Consider the following 15559-nt stretch of genomic DNA (forward strand, 5'->3'; position numbering starts at 1 on the left):
CTAAAGGACACACTATGATCTATCCTGATGAAACAATGCTTTACGCACCGGTAGAATGGCACGACTGCTCGGAGGGTTACACCGACATTCGTTATGAAAAATCCACCGACGGTATTGCAAAAATCACTATTAATCGTCCGCAGGTGCGCAATGCATTTCGTCCGTTGACCGTCAAAGAGATGATTCAGGCGCTGGCGGATGCCCGTTACGACGACAACGTGGGCGTGATTATTCTGACCGGCGAAGGCGATAAAGCGTTTTGCGCGGGCGGTGACCAGAAGGTGCGCGGCGATTACGGCGGTTATCAGGATGACTCCGGCGTGCATCACCTGAACGTGCTGGACTTCCAGCGCCAGATTCGCACCTGTCCAAAACCGGTTGTCGCGATGGTCGCGGGGTATTCTATCGGCGGTGGTCATGTGCTGCACATGATGTGCGACCTCACCATCGCGGCGGAAAACGCCATCTTCGGCCAGACCGGTCCGAAAGTCGGCTCCTTTGACGGCGGCTGGGGCGCTTCGTATATGGCACGTATCGTTGGTCAGAAGAAAGCGCGTGAAATCTGGTTCCTGTGCCGCCAGTACGATGCGCAACAGGCGCTGGACATGGGGCTGGTTAACACCGTCGTTCCGCTGGCGGATCTGGAAAAAGAGACCGTGCGCTGGTGCCGCGAAATGTTGCAAAACAGTCCGATGGCGCTGCGTTGCCTGAAAGCGGCGCTGAATGCCGATTGTGACGGTCAGGCCGGGCTGCAGGAGCTGGCGGGCAACGCTACCATGCTGTTCTACATGACCGAAGAAGGGCAGGAAGGCCGTAACGCCTTTAACCAGAAGCGTCAGCCTGACTTCAGCAAATTCAAACGGAACCCATAATGCGTAGCGCGCAGGTATACCGCTGGCAGATCCCCATGGACGCGGGGGTGGTTCTGCGCGACAGGCGGTTAAAAACTCGCGACGGGCTGTATGTTTGTCTGCGTGACGGCGAGCGTGAAGGGTGGGGAGAGATCTCCCCGCTGCCGGGCTTCAGTCAGGAAACGTGGGAAGAGGCGCAGACGGCGCTCCTGACATGGGTGAATGACTGGCTTCAGGGGAGCGAGGGATTACCGGAGATGCCTTCGGTCGCGTTTGGCGCAAGCTGCGCGCTGGCGGAACTGACTGGCGTATTGCCGGAGGCGGCGGACTATCGCGCCGCGCCGTTATGCACTGGCGATCCTGACGATTTGGTGCTGCGGCTTGCCGATATGCCCGGCGAGAAAATCGCTAAGGTCAAAGTGGGTCTTTATGAAGCGGTACGCGACGGCATGGTGGTTAATTTGCTGCTGGAGGCGATCCCGGATCTGCATCTGCGTCTGGATGCGAATCGCGCCTGGACGCCGCTAAAAGCCCAACAGTTCGCAAAGTATGTTAATCCGGATTACCGCGCTCGTATCGCCTTTCTCGAAGAACCGTGTAAGACGCGGGATGATTCCCGCGCCTTTGCCCGTGAAACCGGCATCGCGATTGCCTGGGACGAAAGTCTGCGCGAAGCGGATTTCACCTTTGAAGCCGAAGAGGGCGTCAGGGCTGTGGTTATCAAACCTACGCTGACCGGATCGCTTGATAAAGTGCGTGAGCAAGTCGCTGCCGCCCATGCGTTGGGACTGACGGCGGTCATCAGCTCTTCGATCGAGTCCAGCCTCGGCCTGACGCAACTGGCGCGGATTGCCGCCTGGTTGACGCCGGGAACGCTGCCCGGACTGGATACCTTGCATCTGATGCAGGCGCAACAGGTTCGCCCCTGGCCTGGTAACGCGTTGCCTTGTCTGAAGCGTGATGAGCTGGAACGACTGTTATGACATTCACGGACTGGCCGTGGCGCCACTGGCGTCAGGTTCGCAGTCAGGCGCCCGCTCTGCGCCTGAACGATGAAGTGCTAAGCTGGCGCGCCCTCTGTGAGCGTATTGATGCGCTGGCGGGCGGGTTTGCCGCGCAGGGCGTACGCGAGGGCGACGGTGTCCTGCTGCGCGCCGGGAATCAGCCGCGCACTCTGTTGGCATGGCTTGCGCTGATGCAGTGCGGCGCGCGGGTTCTGCCCGTCAATCCGCAGTTGCCCCAGACATTGCTGGAGGCGCTGGTGCCGAAGTTAACGCTGCGTTTTGCGCTGACACTGGAAGGCGAAAATGCGTTTTCCGGATTAACCGCGTTGCAGATACAAAAGAGCACAGCGGCGTATGCCGTGGCCTGGCAACCGCAGCGTCTGGTTTCCATGACGCTGACATCGGGTTCCACAGGATTGCCAAAAGCGGCTGTACATACGTGCCAGGCGCATCTTGCCAGCGCGCAGGGGGTGCTTTCGCTAATGCCGTTTGGCCCGCAGGATGACTGGCTGCTATCGCTGCCGCTGTTTCATGTATCCGGGCAGGGTATTATGTGGCGTTGGCTCTTCGCCGGGGCGCGCATGACGGTACGCGATAAGCAACCGCTGGAGCAGATGCTGGCAGGGTGTACTCATGCTTCGCTGGTGCCGACGCAGCTGTGGCGGCTGCTGGCGAATCGGGCGGCGGTGACGCTGAAAGCCGTTTTGCTCGGCGGCGCGGTGATTCCGGTTGAACTCACCGACCAGGCCAGCAAACAAGGGATTCGCTGCTGGTGCGGGTATGGGCTCACGGAGTTCGCGTCTACGGTATGCGCCAAAGAGGCCGATGGTTCGGATGATGTTGGCGCGCCGCTTCCCGGCAGAGAGATCAGAATCGTCGATAATGAAGTCTGGCTGCGCGCCGCCAGTATGGCGGAAGGTTACTGGCGTGATGGCAAACTGATCCCGCTGGTTAATGACGAAGGCTGGTTTGCCACGCGCGATCGCGGCGAGCTGAACCACGGCAGGCTAACCATCGCAGGGCGGCTGGACAACCTGTTCTTTAGCGGCGGCGAAGGCATTCAGCCGGAGGAAGTCGAACGCGTTATTAACGCGCATCCGCTGGTGCAACAAGCCTTTGTCGTGCCGGTAGAAGATAAAGAGTTTGGCCATCGTCCCGTTGCGGTTGTGGAGTATGCATCGCAGGCCGGAGACGTGAACCTCGCTGAATGGGTTCGCGATAAGCTGGCGCGTTTTCAACAGCCGGTTCGCTGGTTGACGCTGCCGTCAGAACTGAAAAACGGAGGGATTAAAATATCTCGCCGTGCGCTCCAGCAGTGGGTGTGTAAGATCTGTAAAAATTAATGTTAGGTTAATATACAACCATTCCATCGCTATTGCCGTTTTGTTTATCCGTTGATGTGTAACGTGTTATGAACAATCAGCGTGAAACGGGGGCGCTATGGAATGGTTGGTTAAGAAATCGCATTATGTCAAAAAGAGGGCGTGCCATGTTCTGGTGCTGTGCGATAGCGGCGGTTCGCTAAAAATGATCGCCGAGGCGAATTCCATGATATTACTGAGTCCCGGCGATATCCTGTCGCCTTTACAGGATGCGCAGTATTGTATTAATCGGGAAAAACACCAGACCTTAAAAATCGTTGATGCACGCTGTTATTCCTGCGACGAATGGCAGCGATTGACGCGCAAGCCATCATGATCTGGCGGGCAGAAAAATCAGCATTACCCCCGCCATAATGCACAATACGCCGAGCATCGCTTTTAGGCTGAAAGCGCCTTGCAAACCGGGTAACAACATTGAGGCTACCCAGACAAGCACATAACTGAGACTCAGCAGCGCATAGGCTTTGCTGAGCGCGAGCGTGTGTAATGTTTTCTGCCAGCAGAAGACGGAAACCAGATACCCCGCCAAACCGGCGAATAGTGCCAGGGTCGCGGCATTAAATGCGCCCAGCCCGGAAATAAACGCCAGTGGATGCGCTATCGATGGCAGTCGCATCATGGCGAATCCTAAACTCAACTGGGCGATGGAGGCAATCGCAACGCTTATCAGTCCCCACATTACGCCCATTATGCCGCACTCCCCAGAATGATAATGCCGCTGATAATTAATGCGACGCCCAACCAGTGGCGGGGCGGAACCTGTTCATGCCAGATTTTCCAGGCCGCCAGCGTGACCCAGACAAAATTCAGACTCAACATCGGGTAAGCAATTCCCACCGGCAGGGTTTGTAGCACCAGCAGCCACAGCACCATCGCTGCGCCCATGCATATCAGCGCCAGGCCCAGCCACAGCATCAGGTGACGGCGGCGTCCGCCCGCCGTCAATGGCCGTGTCGCTTGCTTCTGGCAGAGCTGACCGCCAACGCTGAGCAGACTGGCAAGCACCAGAACGACGCCGATCATTTAGGCCGATACTGAATTAACACCAGACGCCCCTGATAATCAATATTGTCCGCAGGGGGAAGGGAAAGAGCGCTGATGTCTTCATCTTTGGCTATTGAAAGTACTAGCGTAATAATGCCCTCCTGACGATGCTGGTTGAGCCAGGCGTTAAAATCGTCGGCTTTAACGAATTTATCCTGCACATCAGGATAGCTAAGACCATACCTGAGTTCGCCCGCGTGTCCGTAGAGCATAATATCGTCTCGTTTCAGACTCCAGGCCAGCCCGGCGGCGACGCCGACGTTGTCGGCAAGAATATAGCGGCTTGATGCCAAAGGCGCCTGGGTCATTTCGACAAAAAACTGTGGCTGTTTGGACTCCATCACCCTGTCGGGGATGGAAAAGCCGAACAGCAGCGCCAGTCCCAGCGGACAAAACGCGGGTAATAGGTATTGTTGGCTATGACAGAGGCTATACCAGCCCACAAACGCCCAAACAGTAAAGACGCCCCAGACGCAAAACACTTTATAGGTTTCGATATGCGTCCACACCGGCGATTTCAGCGGGCCCCATGAGGAGATGACAAACGCTGCGACGATCCCGACTAACCCGAACACCAGGTTGATCCCGCCGTTGACACGCAGCGCGGCGATGCCTTCTTTTACGTTATGCAGGACGAAGCGCGCCATGAGTATCGCTATCGGTGCGAAACAGGAAAGAACATAGGTGGGCAGTTTCCCTTTCGCAATGCTGAAAAAGAGAAGCGGCATGATCGTCCATCCGAGCAAATAGAATGCGCCGTTTCGCTCGCGCCAGCCCAGTTTAAGCGCGCCAGGCAGTAACCCCAGCCACGGTAAACTTCCCGCGAGCAGCACCGGCAGATAGTACCAGAAAGGGGCTTTATGCTGGGCATCGCTCATGGCGAATCGCTGGATATGCTCCACCCAGAAAAAGTAATGCCAGAAATCGGCTTCGCGCCGCGCAATGGCGATCGCCCAGGGAAGGACAACCACAAAGCAGCTCAAGACCGCCAGCCAGCCGTAAAGCAAAAAGTCCTTCCAGCGTTTCTGGACAATGACCCACGGCAGCACGCTCACCACCGGTACGGCCAGGGCGAGGAAGCCTTTAGTTAATACACCCAGACCGCAGGTTGCGCCCAGTAGCAAAAACATCCCAATCTTGCCCGTTCGGGTCGTGGCCTGCATCCCCTGCCAGAAACAACACATCCCGGCCGTAAGCCAAAGCGCGATCATCGGGTCGAGTACCGCATACGTCCCGATACTGTAAACGGCAAAGAGGGAGAGAAATATCACGGAGGCGAGCAACGCGGTACGTTTATCTCGCCATAAGCGGAACGTCAGCCACGCCACCAGCGCTGCGGCCAGCAATGTCGTTAAAATAGCGCCGGCCCGCACGCCAAAATTGGTAGCGCCAAAAAGCCACTGACCCAGACTGTTTATCCAGTAACCGGCTATCGGTTTTTCAAAATAACGTAATCCCAGAAAATGCGGCACGATCCAGTCGCCAGACGCCAGCATCTCCCGACTTATTTCGGCATAGCGCGTTTCATCCGGCTGCCAGAGCAGGCGGCTGTTGACAGGAATAACATAGTAGAGCGCGATAAACGCGGCGAAAGCCAGATAATAGCGTATCGATTTCATCATGAGGCGCTCGCTGCCTGTTGGCACCCCAGCCAACCTTCACGGCCAGGGATGTGTCCACGTACAATTTGCCCCAACGGCAGAGACTCAGGCGATGTCGGCAGCAGTTCGCCCAGAGGACAAAAGGTGATCCCCGCGTCACGTGCACGAACGAGCAAATCTTCAAACAGCGGCTGATGGACAATACCTTCGACTTCCGCATGGATGGTATATACCGGCGTGCCTTTGTCCTGCAACATACGGGAGATAATCCAGGTATTGAACGACTGCGCCTGAACGGCGGGGCCGATAACCTCATCCCACGTGGGTAAGGTGACGGGGATTTGCGGCGTCCCTGTCTGGCCCGGCATCAGTAGCGGACGGAATAAGGTGGTTCCACGGCAATCGCTGTTATACCGCAGGTTGAACGGCTCTTTCGCACGAACAACGCGCCCATCCGCTCGCCAGCCGGCCGCGGCTGAGCAGGTGACGGGTTTTCCGATAATGGCCTCAAGCGCCGTTATGCCGCGCGCAATATCTTCTTCAAGCTGGCGGATACTCCAGTGGCCGCTGTGAGTCTGCCACGCATGGTGATCCCAGGCGTGTAGTCCCGTCTCATGGTATGTTGCCGTTTCACGAATAATCCCGGCATTGGCGTTGCCGATATTTTTTCCCGGCCAGGCGGTACCGGCCAGCAGGATATCCCAGCCGTAGAGCGAAGCGGCGTTTGAACGTAGCATTTTCCATAAAAATCGCGGTTTTATCAGACGCCAAAGATGGCGTCCCATATTGTCCGGCCCGACGCTGAAGAAAAAGCTGGCCTGAACGCCGTGGCGATGCAATGTCGCCAGCAGCCGGGGAACACCTTCACGCGTTCCTCGCAAGGTATCAACGTCAATGCGTAAACCGACTTTCGTCATGATGCGCGTTCCGCGATATCGACGCTACGCAGAAAGAAGTCCAGCGTTTCTTCAACCGTATCACGCATCGCAATAGACGGCTCCCAGTCCAGACAGCGCCTGGCATTGTCGATACTGGGTTTCCGGTGTGCGACATCCTGATAACCCTTGCCGTAATAACTACGGCTTTCGACGACCTGGAAACCGGCAAATGGTGGGAAATGGCAGCGCAGCGGATGCTTATCAAAACTGTCGAGCAACAGCGTCGCCAGTTCCTGAATACTGGCTTCGTTGTCAGGGTTGCCGATATTAATGATTTTGCCATCGCACCGATCGCCCTCATTCACAATAATGCGGAATAATGCTTCGATCCCGTCACGAATATCGGTGAAACAGCGCTTCTGCTGACCGCCGTCGATAAGCTTGATCGGCGTCCCTTCTACCAGGTTCAGAATCAACTGCGTTATCGCGCGTGAACTGCCGATACGCGCCGCGTTCAGGCTATCCAGCCGCGGCCCCATCCAGTTAAAGGGACGGAAAAGCGTGAAGCGCAATCCCTCTTTTTCGCCATAAGCCCAAATCACCCGGTCGAGAAGCTGTTTGGAAACGGAGTAAATCCAGCGCGGCTTATTCACCGGCCCGACGATCAGATTCGATTTATCCTCGTCAAAAGAGGCGTCCGTACACATGCCGTACACTTCAGAGGTAGACGGAAAAACCACGCGTTTACGGTATTTTACGCAATAACGGATAATCCGCAGGTTTTCTTCAAAATCAAGTTCAAAGACGCGCAGCGGGTTGCGGGTGTATTCAATCGGGGTAGCAATCGCTACCAGCGGCAGTACGACATCGCATTTTTTGACATGATATTCGATCCATTCTGAGTGGATGCTGATATCTCCCTCCACGAAATGAAAGCGAGGGTGGAGCAGGAATCGGCTAATGGCGTTGCTGCCGATATCCATACCGTAGACCTCGTAATTCTCTTCATTCAGTAACCGTTCGGTCAAATGATTGCCGATAAAACCGTTGACGCCGAGGATGAGAACGCGAATGCGACGTTTACCGCTGGTCGCTGGTGGACGGTTCAAACGCGCGCCCGCCACCAGACCAAGCGTCTGTGCAAGCTGCGAGCCCTGTACAGTAATACCGTCTCCGGCCTGGCCGGTAATAATCTCCAGCGCGCCATCGGCGCAGGCGACCCGCAGCGGAGAGACCGAAATTACCGAGCCGGGAAGCGCGCCCTGCGCATCCGGACAAATTCGGGAAGACCAGATAGTGAATTTTTGCGAGCCGTTATAGCTGAACGCGCCGGGCCAGGGGGCGGCTACCGCCCGCACCAGGTTATGCACCGTGGAAACCGGTTTGTGCCAGTCGATAAGGCCATCTTCCGGCCTGCGGCGACCATAATATGTAGCGTCAGACTCACGCTGAGGAACAGAAGGTATATCGCCGCATTTCATGGTGGGCAGGATGCTATTAAGCAACTGGCGCGCGGCCTGACATAGCTTATGATGCAGGGTAAGCGCAACATCGTCCTGCGCAATAGCGACGCGTTGACTGGCGACAATCTCTCCGGCGTCGGCACGTTTGACCATACGATGCAGCGTTACGCCCGTTTCGCTTTCGCCGTTAACCAGAACCCAGTTTAGCGGCGCACGGCCACGATAGGCAGGCAATAGAGAACCGTGCAGATTGAACGCGCCAGCCGGGGCGAGGTGCAGAATTTCTTCGCTTAACAGGTTGCGGTAATAGAACGAAAAAATAATATCCGGCGCAAGCTCAGCGATGCGGTCGACCCAGATAGGATGGTTTACGTTATCCGGTGCATAAACCGGAATCCCTAATTCTGCCGCCAGCTGGGAGACGGAGCCAAAAAAGGTGTTTTCCGCAGGATTGTCGGCATGAGTAAAAATCGCGGCAATCTCATACCCGGCATCCAGTACGGCCTGCACGCCCTGACATCCCATATCGTGATAGGCAAAAATAACGGCTTTCATTGGTGACTTTCCTCAGTAAACGGCGTGCTTTCCGGGTAGATAACTTGTTGAACAAAATAGCGGGGGCGGGCGCGGACATCGTTATAAATGCGACCGATGTATTCGCCCAGCAGTCCCATACCGATGAATTGCGCGCCGATGAAGGTAAACAGGACGGCAAAGAGCATAAATACGCCTTCCGCCGCCCACTGCGGCCCCAGCGCCAGGCGAAGTACAATAAGCAATACCGACAGGCTAAACCCGCCGATGGCGATAACGCTGCCCAGCAGGCTCAACAGGCGCAGCGGCGTCGTCGTCAGGCAGGTCACCAGGTCATACATCAGGTTAATGAGACGCATAAAACTGTATTTAGAGTCGCCAAATTCACGTTCAGCGTGATGCACCGGGATCTCGGTAGCCCGACGAGCGAAAATGTTGGCCAGAATAGGGATAAAGGTGCTGCGTTCATGGCAGCGCAACATAGTATCGATAATAGGGCGGCGATAGGCGCGTAACATGCAGCCGTAATCGCCCATCGCTTTGCCCGTTGTGCGCTGGATCAGTAGATTAATGATTTTTGACGCCGATTTGCGAAACAGGCTGTCCTGTCGGTTCTGGCGCACGGTGCCTACCACATCGAACCCTTCATCGGCTTTCGCCACCAGACGTGGGATCTCTTCCGGCGGGTTTTGCAGATCGGCATCCAGCGTAATGATAAGATCGCCGCTTACATGGCTAAACCCCGCCATAATCGCTGCATGTTGACCGTAGTTACGGTTGAGTAAAATAGAGATGATATGGCTATCGGCCTCCTGGGACGCCTTAACCATCAGCTCCGCCGAGCTATCGCTGCTACCATCATCTATCAATAAAATCTCCCACGCTTTGCCCAGGCTCTCGCAGGCGGTGGTGGTGCGTCTTATCAATTCCGGCAGGCTTTCCTGTTCGTTATAGACAGGAATAACCACCGAGACTTTTTTTATGGGGGCGGCGTCAAACATGCTTATTGTCCTGCTATCTGATGAAGGGCGGTAATGACCCGATCAAAGTCACTCTCGGTCATGTCCGGAAAGAGCGGCAATGAGCAGATCCGCTCGCTGTTCCACTCGGTGTCAGGCAGCGTGAGCGTTGGGAAACGTTCGCGATAATATTTTTGCGTATGCGCGGCGCGGAAATGCAGCCCTGTGCCGATGCCTTTCGTTTTCAGCGATGCCATCAGAGCATCCCGGGTAATACCGCAGCGGGCTTCATCGACCCGGATAATGAATAAATGCCAGGCGTGAATATGTTCCCACGACGGAAGGCTCAGAGGCTGAAAAGGCAGGTCTGCCATTGCCTGGTGGTACTGCGCTGCGATGGCGGCGCGGCGAGCGTTAAGCGCATCCAGTTTCTGTAACTGAGCAAGCGCGATAGCGGCGTTGAGGTCGGGCAAATTATATTTGTAGCCCGGCGCCAGGACTTCCGCTTGTGGCGCGCGTCCTCCGCTCTGTCGATCCCAGGCATCAACGCCAAGCCCGTGAAACTTGAGACTGCGCAGTTTATCGGCGAATTGCGGGTTATCCGTGACGACGATACCGCCTTCAGCGCAGGTAATGTTCTTAATGGCGTGGAAGGAGAAAATCGCGGTGCCCCGGGCGCCAATGTGGCGACCTTTGTAGCTGGTTCCTGTCGCGTGCGCCGCGTCTTCAATCACCGGGATGCCATAACGCTCGCCAAGAGCGTAAATAGCGTCCAGATCGGCGGGCGCGCCAGCGTAGTGGACGGGGATAATTGCTTTGGTTTGTGGCGTAATCGCGGCTTCGATATGTTCAGGCGTGACCATCAGCGTATCGCGATCGACATCGACCATGACGGGGGTCGCGCCGAGTAAAACGATCATATTTAGCGTAGAAACCCACGTCATTGACGGTGTAATGACCTCGTCGCCTTCACCAATGCCCAGCGCCATCAACGCGATGTGCATACCGGCAGTGGCTGAACTGACGGCAACGGCATATTGATTGCCTGTTAGCCGACAAAACGCCGCTTCCAGTTCCTGATTTTTCGGGCCGGTTGTTATCCAACCTGAGTCCAGTACGGTCTTAACGGCAGTAAGCTCTTCCGCGCCCATCGCCGGACGGGAGAAAGGCAAAAAGTCCGACATCATTTTTCCTTCAGCCATTGAAAGCCGCTTTTCAAATATTTCGGCAATAGAAAAGGGCTTATTTTTTAACGCATTTAGCTGAACCCTACTGGATGAAGATTAAATTAACATTAAGAAATTAAGGTGAAGTAAAAAGATAATTTTTAACGGAATTATGCTTTGCTTTCGCCGAAAGTTTAAGGCATTTTATGCATGCCCAAAAGCTGTTTTTATGTTTCTGGTCTGGTCTTCCGTCGCGGAATTTCATTTTAATTGTATTGCTATTAAGTTAGCTGCACTGTCTGCCTGAGAGGTTAATGTGCTGGCATTTACCCTACGCTTTATTAAAAACAAACGCTATCTCGCGACTCTGGCGGGGGCGTTGGTTATTATCGCCGGGTTGACCTCACAACATGCCTGGAGTGGTAACGGTCTACCGCAGATTAACGGTAAAGCGCTGGCGGCGCTGGCGAAGCAGCATCCGGTAGTCGTGTTATTCCGCCATGCCGAGCGGTGCGATCGTTCCGATAATACCTGCCTGTCAGACAGCACGGGGATTACGGTCAAGGGTGCGCAAGATGCCAGAGCGCTGGGTAAAGCCTTCAGTGCCAATATACAAAATTACAATCTCTATTCCAGTAATACGGTGCGCACCATCCAGTCGGCAACCTGGTTTTCTGCGGGCAGGTCGCTTACGGTGGATAAAAAAATGATGGATTGCGGCAGCGGTATTTATGCTTCAATCAATACGTTACTGAAAAAGTCGCAGAATAAAAATATAGTCATTTTTACCCATAATCATTGTTTGACGTATATTGCAAAAAATAAGCGCGGCGTAAAGTTTGATCCGGACTATCTTAATGCGCTCGTTATGCATGCGGAAAACGGAAAACTCTTTTTAGATGGTGAATTTGTTCCCGGCTAGCCGCATGTTAAAAGCGTAAAGACAGCCTGAAGCGGCTGTCGTCATTATAATAACCCTTTCAATGCTAATGTGTGGCGTGTCGCTACATTCAAATCATACAGCGCCAGTTCTTCTGGCTTGACCCAGGCGTAGTCCTGAAATTCGTCGTTAATACATATATCGCGGTTAGCGGAAACACAGTCGAAGATGAGATAAATCATATAAATCTCTTCTTGTCTGCCATCAGCGTAGGTTTTAATGCGGATATCGTCGCGGAAGGTCCACGGCGTAATATCGCTCAGAATCAGTTGTTCGCCGAGTTCCTCCCGAATCTCCCGACGCAGCGCCTCTTCAATGCGTTCGCCTGGCTCGACCCCGCCGCCCGACAGCGCCCACTGACCGGGAAAGACGCCGCGGTTGTCGGCCATTTTGCACAGCAGATAACAGCCATCATTTTGAATTAATGGGCAAACTATAGTTCGTTGACGCATAAGTCGCTTCCTTAAACCACCAGGTCGTCAGCTTAACAAATCATTCTGCGAAATTCTTTGTGAAAAATGGAAGCGATAACGCAGACTGCGTTTTTTGTTAATCCTGTTGATGCAGGCGTCGCCATGTGATGGCGCAATGATGCGGCATGGCGAAAGTAGTATTTCGTTACAATATGTTTTTGGAATGGTTTTTTAGTGCATTGATTCCTCAGCGTCTGGCAGTACAATTCTGCCGTTTTGGGGAGTTTTTCTTTATGTGCTTGCTGGAAAGGGTAAAAATGAAAAAAAGCATATTATTAGGTTTTGCCGGAATGCTGTTCGTTTCTGCATCGGCGCAGGCCATCAGTATTAGCGGCCAGGCGGGCGAAGATTACACCAACATTGGCGTGGGTTTTGGTACGGAATCGACGGGACTGGCGCTAAGCGGCAACTGGATGCACAACGATGATGATGGCGACGCTGCGGGCGTGGGTCTGGGGCTGAACATTCCGGTGGGACCGCTGCTGGCGACGGTCGGCGGTAAAGGTATTTATACCAATCCGAAAGACAGCGATGAAGGCTATGCGGCGGCTGTCGGCGGTGGGCTACAATGGAAAATCGGCAACAGCTTCCGTCTGTTCGGCGAGTATTATTATTCACCAGATTCGCTGTCCAGCGGTATCGACAGCTATGAAGAAGCGAATGCAGGCGCGCGTTTCACCATTATGCGCCCGCTGAGCATTGAAGCCGGTTATCGTTACCTGAACCTGGCGGGTAAAGACGGCAACCGCGATAATGCGATTGCTGACGGCCCTTATGTTGGCGTAAACGCCAGCTTTTGATGCTAACGGCGCGGCAATCGTCGCGCCATATTCCTCCTGTTCCCGTCATTCTTCTTTCCACGTCATATTCGTCTTTGCGTTATAGTGTTTTCATCATAAGAGCAGGAGAACACAATGCTAAATGTGGAAATGCTATCCACCGGGGATGAGGTGTTGCACGGACAAATCGTTGACACCAATGCCGCCTGGCTGGCTGATTTTTTCTTTCATCAGGGCGTTCCGTTATCACGGCGAAATACGGTAGGCGATAATCTGGACAGTCTGGTCGCTATCTTGCGTGAACGCAGTCAACATGCTGATGTTTTGATTGTTAATGGCGGGTTAGGGCCGACCAGCGATGATTTAAGCGCGCTCGCCGCGGCAACGGCAAAAGGCGAAGGATTAGTACTGCACCAGGCGTGGCTGACCGAAATGGAACGTTACTTTCAGCAGCGAGGTCGCGTGATGGCGCCGAGCAACCGTAAACAGGCGGAACTGCCTGCCAGCGCGGAGTTTATTAATAATCCGGTCGGCACTGCCTGTGGATTTGCGCTACAGCTCAACCGCTGCCTGATGTTTTTCACCCCCGGCGTACCGTCGGAATTTAAGGTTATGGTGGAGAAGGAAATCTTACCGCGGTTACGCGCGCGTTTTTCGCTGCCGGAGCCGCCGCTTTGCCTGCGGTTAACGACTTTTGGACGTTCAGAAAGCGACCTCGCGCAGCGTCTCGATTCACTGCCGTTGCCGCCCGGCGTGACGATGGGGTATCGCTCATCAATGCCGATCATTGAACTGAAGTTGACCGGCCCGGCGACGCAACGGGAGGCGATGCTGGCGTTATGGCCAGAGGTTAAACGGGTCGCCGGACAGAACCTGATTTTTGAAGGTACGGAAAACCTGCCGGCGCAAATAGCCCGCCGCCTGCAGGAAAGGCAGTTGAGTCTGACGTTGAGCGAGCAATACACCAGCGGCTTACTGGCGCTACAGCTTTCCCGCGCCGGGGCGCCTGTTCTTGCCAGCGAAGTCGTTCCTTCTCAGGAAGAGACGCTGGCGCAAACGGCGCACTGGACGACAGAACGACGCAGCAATCATTATGCCGGTCTGGCGCTGGCCGTGTCGGGGCTGGAAAACGAACATCTTAATTTCGCGCTGGCGACGCCGGATGGCACGTATGCCTTACGCGTGCGTTTTAGCGCCAATCGGTATAGTCTGGCAATACGTCAGGAGGTCTGCGCGATGATGGCGCTAAATATGCTGCGCCGTTGGCTTAATGGCGAGGACATTATCAGCGAGCATGGCTGGATAGACGTGGTTGAATCATTGACGGCATAGAACTTTTAGTGGGAAGGCCTGGCCTTCCCATCCTTATATACTTATAAATTCTTGGCAGAGCATCATTTCAGGATAAGTACTCGCCATTACTGGAGACTGTATTCATATATTTGTCGCCGGGTTTGGGTGTTAAATAGAGTTTGTTCCTCTACTGAAAGCGTTAAGAACTTTTCCGCAAACTCTCGTAGTGTGGTAGCAGGATCGTTTTGTCCGGCATTCGATAAGAGTTGAATTGTATGGTAACAAAATAGACCACAGCCGTTGGGTACATTATTTTGTAAATTCATTTCAATAAAATCAACATCTTCGTTTTCTGATATACCTGCAATTTTTGCTGCTTCTATAATCTCTTGCTTAGTATTTTCATTTAAATCATGATAACTGTTAAATATGAGACATTTTATTTTTTCTGCAAGTTTATAAAATAAACAGAGAAGCCAGTGATCTCCTGTATTTATCAGAAAGATTTCATTTTCACATAATCCTGATTGAGCAATCTTTTCAACTAGCTGAGTGCGTAATATATTTTCTTTGGTGGTAGGATGAATAAGCCCAATGGGATAGTTTACCGAGAGAAAAGGTGATTCTTGAACCAGACCTTGCGTTGCAGCTGCCAGCTCATCTGACGACATCATTCGCACACCACACCAAAGATTTTCAACTCCTACCTGTTCTTGATCTGTCTGAGCGAACTGGTCGCCCATAATTTTATGTGCTATTCCTATTTTTTTAGAAAGGTCGGTTGTCGCGGAACCGGCCATATAAAGTAATCTGGAAGGGGCATGTAGCTTTTTCCACTCAGTATTATCTTTTGTTATATCGTTATTGGCGATTTGATGTAATACAAGGCAAGCCTGATTGATTTTTTTGTCTATATCTGGTGATCCCGATCTTTTTCCGCTAAAGAGATCAAAAAGTAATTTCTCAACTTTATGTCCCAGGTCATCGTTGCGTAACGCAAGATTGCATAACAGATCAATACAATTCTGATTACCGTTCTCTACTTCGCCAATCAACAACGCAAGCGCCTCATCGCTCACATCTTCTGAATATAAACTGTGAAATTGCGGTGTGCTCAATCGGTAAAGTGAATTTACACATATATTCATTTTGCTCTGTTTCCTGGTAGGTGAAAGTAACGAATATGATGTCA

General features: G+C 53.5%; 16 protein-coding genes. 7 read left to right on the forward strand and 9 right to left on the reverse strand.

The window, feature by feature from the left end; translation table 11 throughout:
* Positions 1-14 precede the first annotated feature (14 nt).
* The 4 genes from menB to pmrD all read left to right on the forward strand — a co-directional run bounded on the left by menB (position 15) and on the right by pmrD (position 3553).
* Positions 15-872 carry a 1,4-dihydroxy-2-naphthoyl-CoA synthase gene (gene menB / locus NA197_RS19140; RefSeq protein ID WP_000640013.1) on the forward strand — a complete coding sequence of 286 codons (858 nt, stop codon included), beginning with the start codon at positions 15-17 and terminating at the stop codon, positions 870-872.
* Positions 872-1834, forward strand: coding sequence for an o-succinylbenzoate synthase (menC, locus tag NA197_RS19145; RefSeq protein ID WP_001255562.1), 963 nt, complete (start codon positions 872-874; stop codon positions 1832-1834). The genes menB and menC overlap by 1 nt, the downstream gene beginning before the upstream one ends.
* Positions 1831-3198 (forward strand): o-succinylbenzoate--CoA ligase, encoded by a 1368-nt coding sequence (menE, locus tag NA197_RS19150; protein WP_000144660.1) that lies wholly within the window; start codon positions 1831-1833, stop codon positions 3196-3198. Before menC ends, menE begins: the two co-directional genes overlap by 4 nt.
* A gap of 97 nt (positions 3199-3295) precedes the next feature.
* The gene (gene pmrD, locus NA197_RS19155; RefSeq protein ID WP_000455132.1) at positions 3296-3553 is read left to right on the forward strand and encodes a signal transduction protein PmrD; all 258 of its coding nucleotides are present in this window, start codon (positions 3296-3298) and stop codon (positions 3551-3553) included.
* Here pmrD and arnF read toward each other — a convergent pair.
* The 7 genes from arnF to arnB are packed head-to-tail and all read right to left on the reverse strand — an operon-like array spanning position 3548 to position 10900.
* Entirely contained in the window at positions 3548-3925 is a 378-nt protein-coding gene (arnF, locus tag NA197_RS19160) for a 4-amino-4-deoxy-L-arabinose-phosphoundecaprenol flippase subunit ArnF (RefSeq protein WP_064042902.1), read from the reverse strand. The two genes, pmrD and arnF, sit on opposite strands and share 6 nt — an antisense overlap.
* Positions 3925-4260: a 4-amino-4-deoxy-L-arabinose-phosphoundecaprenol flippase subunit ArnE gene (gene arnE / locus NA197_RS19165; RefSeq protein WP_000580685.1), complete on the reverse strand. Its 336-nt coding sequence runs from the start codon at positions 4258-4260 to the stop codon at positions 3925-3927. The genes arnF and arnE overlap by 1 nt, the downstream gene beginning before the upstream one ends.
* On the reverse strand, positions 4257-5903 hold the full coding sequence (gene arnT / locus NA197_RS19170; protein WP_064042901.1) for a lipid IV(A) 4-amino-4-deoxy-L-arabinosyltransferase: 1647 nt from the start codon (positions 5901-5903) through the stop codon (positions 4257-4259). The genes arnE and arnT overlap by 4 nt, the downstream gene beginning before the upstream one ends.
* Positions 5900-6799: a 4-deoxy-4-formamido-L-arabinose-phosphoundecaprenol deformylase gene (arnD, locus tag NA197_RS19175; protein ID WP_000169760.1), complete on the reverse strand. Its 900-nt coding sequence runs from the start codon at positions 6797-6799 to the stop codon at positions 5900-5902. The genes arnT and arnD overlap by 4 nt, the downstream gene beginning before the upstream one ends.
* Positions 6796-8778, reverse strand: coding sequence for a bifunctional UDP-4-amino-4-deoxy-L-arabinose formyltransferase/UDP-glucuronic acid oxidase ArnA (arnA, locus tag NA197_RS19180; protein ID WP_064042900.1), 1983 nt, complete (start codon positions 8776-8778; stop codon positions 6796-6798). Before arnA ends, arnD begins: the two co-directional genes overlap by 4 nt.
* Complete coding sequence (gene arnC / locus NA197_RS19185; RefSeq protein ID WP_000458893.1) at positions 8775-9758, reverse strand: undecaprenyl-phosphate 4-deoxy-4-formamido-L-arabinose transferase; 984 nt, start codon at positions 9756-9758, stop codon at positions 8775-8777. Before arnC ends, arnA begins: the two co-directional genes overlap by 4 nt.
* Positions 9759-9760: 2 nt before the next feature.
* Positions 9761-10900 carry a UDP-4-amino-4-deoxy-L-arabinose aminotransferase gene (gene arnB / locus NA197_RS19190; protein WP_001581231.1) on the reverse strand — a complete coding sequence of 380 codons (1140 nt, stop codon included), beginning with the start codon at positions 10898-10900 and terminating at the stop codon, positions 9761-9763.
* Positions 10901-11198: 298 nt separating this feature from the next.
* Here arnB and pmrG point away from each other — a divergent pair, with 298 nt between their 5' ends.
* Entirely contained in the window at positions 11199-11804 is a 606-nt protein-coding gene (gene pmrG / locus NA197_RS19195) for a lipopolysaccharide core heptose(II)-phosphate phosphatase PmrG (RefSeq protein ID WP_064042899.1), read from the forward strand.
* Between the two features lie 44 nt (positions 11805-11848).
* Here the strand turns inward: pmrG and nudI are convergent, their stop codons facing one another.
* A complete protein-coding gene (gene nudI, locus NA197_RS19200) occupies positions 11849-12274 on the reverse strand; it encodes a nucleoside triphosphatase NudI (protein ID WP_001249900.1) in 426 nt (141 codons plus the stop codon).
* A gap of 278 nt (positions 12275-12552) precedes the next feature.
* Between nudI and NA197_RS19205 the strand changes: the two genes are divergently transcribed.
* Positions 12553-13095: a YfaZ family protein gene (locus tag NA197_RS19205; RefSeq protein ID WP_001670658.1), complete on the forward strand. Its 543-nt coding sequence runs from the start codon at positions 12553-12555 to the stop codon at positions 13093-13095.
* Between the two features lie 114 nt (positions 13096-13209).
* Positions 13210-14406, forward strand: coding sequence for a nicotinamide mononucleotide deamidase-related protein YfaY (locus NA197_RS19210; RefSeq protein WP_000935682.1), 1197 nt, complete (start codon positions 13210-13212; stop codon positions 14404-14406).
* Between the two features lie 86 nt (positions 14407-14492).
* Here the strand turns inward: NA197_RS19210 and sseL are convergent, their stop codons facing one another.
* Entirely contained in the window at positions 14493-15515 is a 1023-nt protein-coding gene (gene sseL / locus NA197_RS19215; protein WP_064042898.1) for an SPI-2 type III secretion system effector deubiquitinase SseL, read from the reverse strand.
* Positions 15516-15559: the final 44 nt, after the last annotated feature.

Origin of the sequence: Salmonella sp. NW884, assembly GCF_051700745.1 — a bacterium.
GTDB classification, from domain to species: Bacteria; Pseudomonadota; Gammaproteobacteria; order Enterobacterales; family Enterobacteriaceae; genus Salmonella; species Salmonella enterica.